General features: G+C 72.9%; 5 protein-coding genes. 1 reads left to right on the top strand and 4 read right to left on the bottom strand.

Features of this window, described 5'->3' with window-relative positions:
- Nucleotide 1: 1 nt before the first annotated feature.
- The 3 genes from B1205_RS23900 to B1205_RS23890 form a co-directional block, all read right to left on the bottom strand.
- Nucleotides 2-1,984: an alpha-L-fucosidase gene (locus tag B1205_RS23900; protein ID WP_089157757.1), complete on the bottom strand. Its 1,983-nt coding sequence runs from the start codon at nt 1,982-1,984 to the stop codon at nt 2-4.
- Between the two features lie 215 nt (nt 1,985-2,199).
- Nucleotides 2,200-2,499 carry an STAS domain-containing protein gene (locus B1205_RS23895; RefSeq protein ID WP_089157652.1) on the bottom strand — a complete coding sequence of 100 codons (300 nt, stop codon included), beginning with the start codon at nt 2,497-2,499 and terminating at the stop codon, nt 2,200-2,202.
- Nucleotides 2,496-6,650, bottom strand: a complete 4,155-nt coding sequence (locus tag B1205_RS23890; protein WP_089157651.1) for a SpoIIE family protein phosphatase — start codon at nt 6,648-6,650, stop codon at nt 2,496-2,498. Before B1205_RS23890 ends, B1205_RS23895 begins: the two co-directional genes overlap by 4 nt.
- A 358-nt stretch (nt 6,651-7,008) precedes the next feature.
- Here B1205_RS23890 and rph point away from each other — a divergent pair, with 358 nt between their 5' ends.
- Nucleotides 7,009-9,615, top strand: coding sequence for a rifamycin-inactivating phosphotransferase (gene rph / locus B1205_RS23885; RefSeq protein ID WP_089157650.1), 2,607 nt, complete (start codon nt 7,009-7,011; stop codon nt 9,613-9,615).
- 230 nt (nt 9,616-9,845) lie between these two features.
- Here the strand turns inward: rph and B1205_RS23880 are convergent, their stop codons facing one another.
- Nucleotides 9,846-11,480, bottom strand: a complete 1,635-nt coding sequence (locus tag B1205_RS23880) for a serine/threonine-protein kinase (protein ID WP_254910156.1) — start codon at nt 11,478-11,480, stop codon at nt 9,846-9,848.
- Nucleotides 11,481-11,661: the final 181 nt, after the last annotated feature.

The raw sequence follows: 11,661 nt of genomic DNA, 5'->3' as shown, positions 1-11,661 counted from the left end.
GTCAGACGGTGCCGAGCGTCCACAGCAGGTTGGTGCTGCCGTCCCAGGTCCACTGCTTCACCGTGGAGCCGGAGGCGACCTGGCCGCCACCGTCGAGCACCAGGCCGGTCGCCCGGTTGGCGATCCGGTACCGCCCGTTGCCCTGGTCGGTGAGCTGCCACTGTTGGCTGTTGCCACCGTTCCACGGCGCCTGCTGGGCGACGGCGCCGTTGGTGGTCTGGCCGAAGCCGTCGACGACCATGCCGTTGGTCCGGTTGACGATCCGGTGGTAGCCGGTGCCCAGGTCGACGAGTTGCCACTGGAGGTTGGTGCTGCCGTCCCAGCTCCACTGCTTCAACGGCGACCCGGAGGCGACGTTGCCGCCGCTGTCCAGCGCCAGGCCGTTGGTCACGTTCGTGATCCGCTGCCAGGTGGTCGACCCGCCGCCCAGGGTCGGGATCGGGCCGCTGAAGGTCAGCTTCACCACGTACGCGGGCGCGCTGAACGGGGCGCCGGCCGACGGCATGGTGATCCGCAGACCGGTGGTGTCCTGGGTACGGGTCGGCAGGTTGACGTAGCTGCCGGCGGTGGAGTCGAGCAGTTGCACGCCGGTCAGGGTGCCGAGGTTGATCCGGTTGGACGCGAGCGTGGTGATGGTGGCCGTGCTGCCCGGCCAGCCGAGGAAGGTGGCGTAGAGCACCCGGTTGTCCTTGCTGCGGGTGAACCGGATGTCCCGGGCGGTGCCGGCCCGCGGCTCGGTGAAGGAGCCGCCACCCATCTGGGTCGGGCCCTCGCCGTGAGTGGTCCAGGCCCGGGTGGCGTAGACGGACTCGCCGAAGCGGCGCAGGTAGTCGCCGATGGCGAGCAGGACGGTGCGCTGTCCACCGGGGATGGTGCCGTCGGCCATCGGCGCGATGTTGAGCACCATGTTGCCGTTCTTGCTGACCCGGTCGAGCAGCGAGTGCAGCATCTGGTTGAGCGAGTAGTAGCCGATCCCCACCGTGTAGCACCAGCTGGAACTGCTGATGCTGTCGTCGGTCAGCCAGTAGGGGGTGCGCAGGGCGGCGGGACCGCCGCGTTCGTAGTCGAAGACCGTGCCGCCGAGGTCCAGCCCGTCCTTGTACGTGGCGACGACCTCCTTGTTCCACGCCACGGCCCGGTTGTAGTAGTAGGCCAGGAAGCGCAGCCGCTGCGCCTCGCTGATCCGGGTGAGGTTGAAGTCCTGCCAGATCAGGTCCGGCTGGGCCTGGTCGATGACCTCGCGGAGCTTGTCGTACCAGAGCTGCTCCTGCGCGGCGGTGCCGAGCTGTCCGTAGAGCTTGCGCAGGCTGGCGTCGGACTGCTGCGGCACCCACTGGTAGAAGCCGGTGAAGTTGTAGGCGTGGTGCATGGCGACCATGACCTTGAGGCCGCGGGCCCGGATCGCGTCGGTGTGCAGGCGCAGCAGGTCCAGCCGGGGGCCGCGGGCGACAGAGTTCCACTCGTTGACCTGGCTGTTCCACATGGAGAAGCCGTCGTGGTGCTCGGCCACCGGCCCGGCGAAGCGCGCCCCGGCGTCGGCGAACAACTGCGCCCACTCGTTGGGGTCGAAGTTGCCGCCGGCCGAGCGCAGCCGCGGGGCGAACTGCACGAACCGGCCCGACCGGTCGTTCGCGCCGTTGATGAAGTTGTGGTACGGCCAGACCGACGGGTCGCCGTACGTGCTGCGGTGGTGGTTGTTCTCGTTCGAGCCGTTGTTGTACATGTTGCGCGGGTACCACTCGTTGGCGTACGCCGGGACGCTGAACACGCCCCAGTGGAAGTAGATGCCGAACTTGGCGTCCTGGAACCACTCCGCGGCGGCCGGGTGCTGCCCGACCGACGCCCACGTCTCGGTGTAGCTGGACGGGCCGGGGATGGCGGCGAGGGCGGGCCGAGGGCGGAGGACGCCACCGACGGCGACGGCGGCTCCGGTCGCGCCGGCGGCGGCCAGCAGGGAGCGGCGGGTGAGGTGGGGACGGGACATGGCGATCCCTCCGAACATGGTGGTGGTGGTGAGGAGGCTCACATCGGTGAGACATCAGACGTTAAGCGTTTCCAACAGGTAACGTCAACGGTCGGGCCGCCTCGTTTTCCCATGCCAGCACCGAATTCATCATATGAATGGGCTGCGAAGTGCGGCGCTGAGTTAACGTTAACATCGATATTGCTGGAACTGAACGCGGGCGGGACCCGCAGGCGCTACCGGCTGCGGACGGTGGTGAGGTCGGCCAGCCCGGAGATGGTGAGCAGAGGCTCCAGGAGCGGACTGGCCACCAGCGCGATGCGCTCGGCGTGCGGGAACAACGCGGCCAGGCCGGCGCTGTCCAGGTATTCGACCTCGGTCAGGTCCACCACCAGGGGCTCGCCGTCCGGTCGTACGGCATCCTCGAGCGCGGCGGCGAACGACGCCGCGTTGCTCAGGTCGACCTCGCCGACGACGGTCAGCACACGTACGCCGTCCGGGCCGGTGCCGGTGGTGAGGGTCAGAGCCGTGCTCATCGGATGATCCTTGCCTGCATGTCGACCGTGGTGCCGGTCGCGCCCGGGGTGACGGTGATGGTGTCCATGAGGGCGCGCATCAGCACGAGCCCTCGGCCGCGGTGCGAGCCGGAGGGCCGGTCCTGCTCCCGCCAGTGCCCGCTGTCGGTGACGCTCAGCCGCAGGTCGTCCGCGGTGGCGGCGGCCCGCAGCCGGATCCGGCCGCCGGGGCTGTCCCGGTGGCCGTGCTCGATCGCGTTGGCGCACGCCTCCCCGGCGGCCACCAGCACGTTGTACGCGTGGGCCGGGGTCAGCCCGCACCGGTCCAACCAGCCGCGCAACGCGGTGCGCACCTCGACCAGGCGCGACGACTCGGCGGGGAAGTCCAGCTCCAACGGCCCGGGATGGCGGTAGAGGAGAAGGGCCACGTCGTCGTCGTACCCGCCTTCCGGGGTGAGCCGCTCCATCACCTCGGTGGCGAGGGCCTCGACCGGGATGCCGCGGCCCTGCTGGACGGCGGCGGTGGCGTGGCTGATGCCGGCGGTCAGCGGCTGCCGGCGGCGTTCCACCAGGCCGTCGGTGTAGAGCATCAGGGTGGCCCGCGCCGGCACGGTCGCCTCCGCCTCCGGGCGTTCCAGACCGGGGCGTACGGCCAGTGGCCGGGAACGCCCCCGCTCCAGGAGTTCGGGTGTGCCGTCGGGGTGCACCAGGATGGCCGGCGGGTGCCCGGCGCTGGAGTAGCGCAGCCGGCCGGTGGCCGGGTCGAGGACGCCGCAGAAGACGGTGGCGCAGGGGGCGCCCTGGAGCAGCGCGGCGAACCGGTCCAGCGCCACCAGCGTCTGCGCGGGGCTGGCGTCCTGGAGCAGCAGGGCCCGGCAGGCGCTGCGGAGCTGCCCCATCACGGTGGCGGCCTGGAGGCCGTGGCCGACGCAGTCGCCGACCACGATGCCGATCCGCCCGTCCGGTAGCTCGACGGTGTCGTACCAGTCGCCGCCGACCTTGAGCGGGAGGCTGGCGGGGGAGTAGCGCACGGCGAAACCGGCGGGTAGCTGTGCCGGGCCGAGGATGGCCCGTTGCAGCGCCAGGGCGGTCTCGCGCTGCTGGTCGATCTGGTGCACCCGATGCAGTCTCTGGCCGATGTGGCCGGCGAGCAGTGCCAGCAGCGTCTGGTCCTGCTCGGTGAAGGGCCGCTTCTCGCCCAGGTCGATCCAGATCGCCATGGTGCCGTCCGGGTGCTCCACCGCGATCCCGGCGCCCTGTGCCGGCGTCGCCACCGGGGTCAGCAGCGGCGTGTCCCGCAGCGCCCGCAGCGCCTGCCGCCGCTCGTCGGTCAGCGACTCCCAGCGCAGCGCGGGATCCGTCGCCGTGACGTGGGGCTCGGCGGCGTCGCCGAAGACGGCGGTCAGCACGCCGGTGGCCCGCCACAGCTTGCGCAGCTCGTCCAGCACCCCGTGCAGGGCGTCGGCAAGGTCGTCGGCCTGGGACAGGCGCACGCTCAACCCGGCCAGCGCGGTCTCGCGCTGCACGGCGTAGTGCTCGGCGGTGACGTCCCGGAAGGTGCCCACGATGACCCGCCGACCGGTGTCCGGGTCGTCCACCTGGTTGAACGCGGCCGCGATCCAGATCCGGTGCCCGTCGCGGTGGGTCACCGGCACGGTGTAGGTGCCCTGCGTCTCGCCGATCAGCAGCGAGAACGCCGCGGACACCTGACGGTGCGCCTCCGGCTCGGCCTCCGGGTCCGGCCACCACGGGTGCATCGCCGGGTAGGGCAGGCCCTCGGGACCGTAGCCGAGGATGTCGGTGAACGCGGCGTTGATCTCGACGACGGCGCCCCCCTCGTCGCAGACGAAGAACGCCTCCTGCAACGAGTCGACGAGCGCGGTGCGCCAGCGGGCGTGGTGGTTGCGCAGCCGGGCCAGCTCCACGTTCGCCCGCACGCGGGCCAGCAGTTCGGCGGCCGGGAACGGCTTCACCAGGTAGTCGTCCGCGCCGGCCTCCAGCCCTTCGATCGAGGCCTCCTGCCCGGCGCGGGCGGACAGCAGCAGCACCGGCGTGCCGGCCGTGCGGGAGTCGGACCGCAGCGCGGCCACCAGTTGCAGGCCGTCCAGCCGCGGCATCATCACGTCGCTGACCACGAGGTCGGGTGTCTGCGTCCGGGCGGTCTCCAGCGCCGCCTGCCCGTCGGGCACCGCCCGCACCCGGTGCCCGGCGGAGCGCAGCAGCCGGGTGAGGTACTCGCGCATGTCGGCGTTGTCGTCGGCGACCAGGACCCGCGCCGGGCGCTGCCCCGGCAGGGGCGGCACCGGCCCCTGCACCGGGGCCGGGTCGTCCCGGCCCACCTCGGCGCCCGGCCCGTCGGGCAGCCAGCGCAGCGCCTCCTGCACGAACGGCTCGGCGGAGACCGACAGCCGGGCGGTGCCGGCCGGTGCGATGGCGTCGGCGGGCAGGTGGGCGGTGCCGAACGGCAGCCGGACCGTGAACGTGGTGCCCTCGCCGACCGCGCTCGCCGCGGTGATGGTGCCCCCGTGCAGCCCGATCAGCTCCTTCACCAGGGCCAGGCCGATCCCGCTGCCCTCGTCCGAGCGCGAGCGGGCGTTCTCAATCCGGTGGAACCGCTCGAACAGCCGGGGCATCTCGTCCTCGGCCACCCCGATGCCGGTGTCGGCGATCCGCAGGACCGCCTGCCCGTCCTCGGCGCGCAGCACCACCCGCATGGTGCCGTCGAAGGTGAACTTCAAGGCGTTGCTGAGCAGGTTCAGCACCACCTTCTCCCACATCCCCGGGTCGATGTGCACCGGTTCGGGCAGGGGCGGGCAGTCGACCTCGAAGGTGAGGCCGGCGCGTTCGATCGCCGAGCGGAACACGCTGGCCAGGTCGGCGGTCACCGCGGCCAGGTCCACCGGCTCGTAGCGGGCCTGCATCCGGCCGGCCTCGATCCGGGAGAAGTCGAGCAGGCTGTTGACCAGCTTGCCCAGGCGCAGCCCGTTGCGGCGGACGACCTCCAGCTCCTCGCGGATCCGCTCGTCCGCGTCGCGCAACCGGACGCGCAGCTCGTCCACCGGCCCCATGATCAACGTCAGCGGCGTGCGGAACTCGTGGCTGACGTTGGAGAAGAACGCCGTCTTGGCCCGGTCCAGCTCGGCGAGTTCCTCGGCGCGGCGCTGCTGGGCCTGGTAGCTGCGGGCGCTGGCGATCCCGGTCGCCACATGCCCGGCGGCAAGCTCCACGAACCCGCGGTAGCCGTCGTCCAGGGCCCGGTAGCGGTTGAGCCCGGCCACCAGGAAACCGTACGGCGCGGCGCCCTGCTGGCGCAGCGGCACCAGCAGCGCCTCGGTCGGCGGATCCGGCCACGGCCCCGACGGCAGGCCGGCGTGCGCGTCGCGGTCGAGCGGCACCCGCACCAACTCACCCTCGGCGAGCGGCCTGGCCGGCCAGACCGCGTCGGGGTCATGCAGCGACAGCACCGCCGGAGCCGCCGGATGGCCGGCGTCGACACCGGTCGCCTCGGCCAGCCGCGCGCCGCCGTCGTCGTCGAACAGGTACGTCAGCGTGAACGGCAGGTCCCGCTCGTTGCGCCCCAACTGTCGGCTGGCGAAGGCGAGCGTCTCCTGCTCGGTGCGGATCACGCTCGGGTCCGAGCCGAGGTCCCGCAGCGTGGCCATCCGCCGCTCACCGATGACCCGCTCGGTCTCCTCGCTGACCACGCAGAGCATCCCGACCAGGGCGCCGTCGTCGTCGCGCAACGGGCTGTAGGAGAACGTGTGGTAGGTCTCCTCCCGGTAGTCGGAGCGCTCCAGGAACAGCAGCAGCCCCTCGTCCCAGGTCGCCTCGCCGGTGCGCAGCACGGTGTCGACGCGGGGGCCGATGTCGGCCCAGATCTCCGCCCACACCTGGTTCGCCGGCCGGCCCAACGCCCACGGGTACTTGCGGCCCAGGGTGTCGCGCCGGTAGGCGGCGTTGCAGAAGAACGTCAGCTCGGGGCCCCAGGCCATCCACATCGGGAACCGGGAGGACAGCAGGATGCGCACCGCGGTCCGGAGGCTCTGCGGCCAGGTCTGCGGCTGCCCCAGCGGGTGGGTCGACCAGTCGACCCGGGCCAGGTCCGGGCCGACCTCGGCGTCGACGGCGAACACGTCGGCTCGCGTCCGCGGGTCGGTGCCAGCGCCGGTCATCGCCCGAGTCTCCTTCACCAGAACCGTCATCGAGGTCACGCAGCCACTCCGGGCGACCGGCCGGGCAGCGGCGGCAACCCATGCGCCCAGGCGGCTCCCAGACTAGCTCTCGGCCTTCTTGCCCCGGCGACCTCCCCGCCATGCCGCCGGGCGTGGTCGGGATTGCCACAATTGCGGCGTACGGGGGCGCGAGGCCGGCGCCGTCGGCGGGTCGTTGCCGCGCACCGACAGCAGAAAGGCAGGGAATGGTTTCCCCTGCCACCTTCAACATATATCGCACCCGGGGTCTTGCCGCAAGACCCCGGGTGTGCCGCAGAATCGTCCGCCGGACGCGGTTGAGCTGGGGAAACGGGGAAGCATGACGGTGGCGCAGCGGTACGTGGTGGGCCTGGACGAGATCGACCGGGAGCAGGGTGCGGCCGTCGGTGGCAAGGCCGCGCACCTGGGGGAGTTGACGCGGATCGAGGGTGTGCGCGTACCGGTCGGCTTCTGCGTGACCACGGACGCCTACCGGGAGGCCGTGGCGGGCTCGCCGGGCCTCGGCGACGCGCTCGACCGGCTCTCCCGGCTGCGGCCCGTCGACCGGGAGGCGATCCGGACGCAGAGCGCGCGGATCCGTCAGGCCGTCGCGGACATCGCCGTGTCCGAACCGGCCGCGGCGGCGGTCACCCGCGCGCTGGCCCGGCTGGGCGACCAGGCCGCCTACGCCGTCCGGTCCAGCGCGACCGCCGAGGACCAGCCGACGGCCTCGTTCGCCGGGCAGCAGGACACCTACCTCAACGTGGTGGGTCCGGCCGAGGTCCTCCGGCACGTCAGCCGGTGCTGGGCGTCGCTGTTCACCGAACGGGCCGTGACCTACCGTCGGCGGCACGGCATCGACGACCGCGCGGTCCGCATGGCCGTGGTCGTGCAGCGGATGGTCCTCCCGGACGCGGCCGGGGTCCTGTTCACCGCCGATCCCGTCACCGGCAACCGGAAGGTCGCCACCGTCGACGCCGGCTTCGGCCTCGGCGAGGCCCTGGTCTCCGGCCTGGTGACGCCGGACGTGTTCACCGTCCGCGACGACGCGGTCGTCACCCGGACGATCGCGGTCAAGCAACGGGCCGGGTACGCCGTGCCGGGCGGCGGGACCCGGGAGCGGGCGGTCGACCCGGCGCGGCAGGCACAGCCGGCGCTGACCGACGCGCAGGTGCTCCGGCTGGTCCGGCTCGGCCGGCGGATCGAGGCGCGGTTCGGCTGCCCGCAGGACATCGAGTGGGCCCTGGTCGACGACGACTTCCAGATCCTTCAGAGCCGGCCGATCACCACGCTGTTCCCCGTCCCGGCCGTCGACGATGGGGAGAACCACGTCTACCTCTCGGTCGGGCACCAGCAGATGATGACCGACGCGATGAAGCCGCTGGGGCTGTCCATGTGGCGGCTGACCGCCATGACGCCGATGCACGAGGCCGGCGGGCGGCTGTTCGTCGACGCCACCGCCCACCTGGCCACGCCGGCCGGTCGCGCCCGGTTCCTGGAGTTGATGACCAGGTCCGATCCGCTGACCCGGGACGCGCTGGAGACGATTCTGGACCGCGGGGACTTCGTGCCGACGCGGCCGGACACCGGTCCGGCCGGCGCGCCGGCCGGGCTGCCCGTGGCGTCGATCGAGACGGATCCGGCGATCGTGGCGGGGCTGATCGCGCGCAGCCGGGCCAGCATCGCCGCGCTGCGCCGCGACATCCGGACCCGCTCCGGGCCGGCGCTGTTCGACTTCCTGGCCACGGAAGCCTTCGAGGAGCACAAGCGGGTCCTCACCGACCCGCTGAACGTCCAGGCGATCATGGCGGGGATGCAGGCCACCTGGTGGCTCAACGACAGGCTGGCCCAGTGGCTGGGCGAACGCAACGCCGCCGACACGCTCACGCTCTCCGCCCCCGGCAACGTCACCTCCGAGATGGGGCTGGCACTCCTCGACGTCGCCGACGTGATCCGCCCGTACCCCGAGGTCGTGGCGTTCCTGCGCGACGCGGACGGCGACGACTTCCTGGACCGGCTGCCCGCGCTGCCGGGCGGCGCCGAGGCGCGCGACGCCGTCGCGGCCTACCTCGACCGGTACGGCATGCGTTGCGTCGGCGAGATCGACATCACCCGACCACGGTGGAGCGAGCGGCCCGGCACCCTGTTACCCCTGCTCCTCGACCACGTCCGCACCTTCGAGCCGGGCGCCGCCCAGCGGCGCTTCGCGCAGGGGCGGCGGGAGGCCGAGCGCAAGGCCCGGGAGGTGTGCGACCGGCTGGGCGCCCTGCCGGACGGCCCGGCCAAGGCCGACGAGACCCGGCGGATGATCGACCGGGTCCGGACCTTCATCGGCTACCGCGAGTACCCGAAGTACGACATCGTCAGCCGCTACCTCGTCTACAAGCAGGCGTTGATGGCCGAGGCCGACCGGCTGGTGCATGCGCGGGTGCTCACCGACCGGGAGGACGTGTTCTTCCTGACCTTCGAGGAGTTCCGCGAGGTCGTGCGCACGCATCGGGTGGACGAGCGGCTGGTCCGCCGGCGTCGCGAGGAGTTCCGGGCACACCAGGCGCTCACGCCGCCGCGGGTGCTCACCTCCGACGGCGAGGCCGTCGCCGGGGCGTACCGGCGTGACGACGTGCCGGCCGGCGCCCTGGTCGGCCTGCCGGTCTCCGCCGGGACCGTCGAGGGGCGGGCCCGGATCGTGCTCGACCTGGCCCGGGCCGACCTCGAACCGGGCGACATCCTCGTCACGCCCCACACCGATCCCAGTTGGACGCCGCTGTTCGTCGCCGTCGCGGGCCTGGTGACGGAGGTGGGCGGCCAGATGACGCACGGCGCGGTGATCGCCCGGGAGTACGGCCTGCCGGCGGTGGTGAACGTGCCGGGGGCCACCCGGCTGATCCGGGACGGGCAGCGGATCCGGGTGCACGGCTCCGGCGGCTACGTCGAACTCCTGCCCTGACCGGGCGGGAGGTGACGCGGTCGAGGAACCGTGTCACCTCCCGCTGCCGGGCAGCCCGGTCCCGGCAAGGAGGCTGCCGCCGTCCCGTGCGTGGGGAGGCGGCGACCGTGTGGCGCCGGGCAGTCGACCGTCGACCATGCGGCCCCGCGGCGCGCTGGGGACGGACTTCCGCTGTCCGCCCATGTTTGCGTTCACATCACCCTATGTCAATGGGGTTGGTGGATTCGTGCTCAGGCCGCGCCGCGGTCGACGAGGCTGAACGTGGTGGCGATGGGCGCGTCGCCCAGGTGCTCGACGTAGATCTTCTTCTGGCTGGGGCTCCACTGCACCACGCCGTACTTCTCGCTGATCACGGAGTAGGAGGTGCGGCCCTTGTCGTCCCTGCCCTCGCGGGAGATGCCGAACACGGTGGCCACGCCCGGTTGGCAGTCGGCGCCGACCAGGAAGGCATACCCCTCCGCGTCGAGCTTGACGCCGAGGCAGGGGCGGTGCGCGATCTCCGGGTTCAGCGATTTGATCATGTAGTCGACACCGACCGGTTCGAGCACGAACAGGGCGTCCTTGCCGGTCCCGTCACCGACCTTGACCTCACCGTCGAACGGCAGCGACAGGTCACGGTCGATCTCCACCACGTGCAGCAGGATCCGCCGCTGACCCGCCAGCATCGCCCGGGTCCGGTCGGCCGCCGTCGACGGCGACGCGCCCGGCGTACCCGACGGGGACGTGGCCGCCGACGGCGATGCCGGCCCGCCGGTGGCCGCTGCGCCGGTGGTCGGCGTGCCGGTGGTGCCGGCGCCGGTGGGAGACGCATCGGACCGGTCGTGCAGCAGTTGCTGACCGACCAGGACGCCGGGCACGAGCACCGCGACCACCGCGGCGGCGGCCCCCAGCCCGATGAGTCGCCGACGCCGCTTGCCGGCCGGGCCGGTGCTCGTCGCCCCGGAGTGGCCGTCGCCTCCGCCCCCCGAGCCATCGTCGACGGTCCCGCCCGGGTCGGCGGTCCCGCCCGGGTCGGCGGTCCCGGCCGGGTCGGTGCTCCCGGCCGGGGCGGCCGAGGTCAACAGACCGTCGAGCAGTTCCCGGGCCGTGGGCCGGTCGGCGGGCTCCTTCGCCAGCGCCCGGGACACCAGGTCGCGCAGCGGTCCGCCGAGACCCGCCAGGTCCGGCGGCTGGGTGAGGATCCGCATCGCGGTGGCGGTGGCGGACTCACCCTCGAACGGGGTGCGGCCGGTCGCGGCGAAGGCGACCACGGCCCCCCAGGCGAAGATGTCCGCGGCCGGGCCCACCTGGCGGCCGGACGCGGTGTCGAACCGCTCCGGGGCCATGTACGCCACGGTGCCGACCATCTGGTTGGTCCGGGTGTGCTGGCTGGTCGCCTCGAACGCGCGGGCGATGCCGAAGTCGATGACCTTGATCCCGCCGGGGGCGATCAGGACGTTCGCCGGCTTCAGATCCCGGTGGATCACCCCGGCGCCGTGGATGGCGGTGAGCGAGGTGGCCACCCCGACGGCGATGCCGTGCACGCCCGCCGCCGTCATCGGCCCCTGCTCCCGGATCACCCGGACCAGGCTGGGGCCCTCGACGTACTCCACCACGAGGTACGGCGGGTCGTGGTCGGGGTCGGCGTCGAGAACCTCGGCGGTGCAGAACGGCGGCACCTGGCGGGCCCGGTTCACCTCGCTGCGGAACCGGCCCCGGAACTCGTCGTCGTGGGCCAGCTCCGACCGGACGACCTTGACCGCGACCCGCCGGCCCTGCGGCGACCGGGCCAGGAAGACACTGCCCATGCCGCCCTCGCCGAGCCGGCCGAGCAGCTCGTATCCGCCGAGCCGGACCGGGTCACCGGGACGCAGCCCGTCGTTCACTCCGGACCCCCGCAGGCCGCAACCGCCCCGCGAACCGACACGCCTGTCACGCGCTTCCCTTCGCCACGTCCCGACGACCGCCCCGCAGCCTACCGTTCGCCCGTCGGGCCCCCGCCCGGCGTGCGGGTCAGGCATCGAAGCTGAGAAGGGTGCGGTGCGGCCCGACGTCCGTGGCCCGGGC

Source organism: Micromonospora sp. NBS 11-29 (assembly GCF_002140155.1).
Lineage (GTDB): Bacteria > Actinomycetota > Actinomycetes > Mycobacteriales > Micromonosporaceae > Micromonospora.
The sequence above is the reverse complement of the archived record's forward strand: the minus strand, read 5'-3'. Positions and strand labels throughout refer to the sequence as shown.

What these genes read in the sequence shown, in the direction of transcription:
- B1205_RS23900 (WP_089157757.1), bottom strand. Translation starts at nt 1,984, where the DNA reads ATGTCCCGTCCCCACCTCACCCGCCGCTCCCTGCTGGCCGCCGCCGGC.
- B1205_RS23895 (WP_089157652.1), bottom strand. Translation starts at nt 2,499, where the DNA reads ATGAGCACGGCTCTGACCCTCACCACCGGCACCGGCCCGGACGGCGTA.
- B1205_RS23890 (WP_089157651.1), bottom strand. Translation starts at nt 6,650, where the DNA reads ATGACCGGCGCTGGCACCGACCCGCGGACGCGAGCCGACGTGTTCGCC.
- rph (WP_089157650.1), top strand. Translation starts at nt 7,009, where the DNA reads ATGACGGTGGCGCAGCGGTACGTGGTGGGCCTGGACGAGATCGACCGG.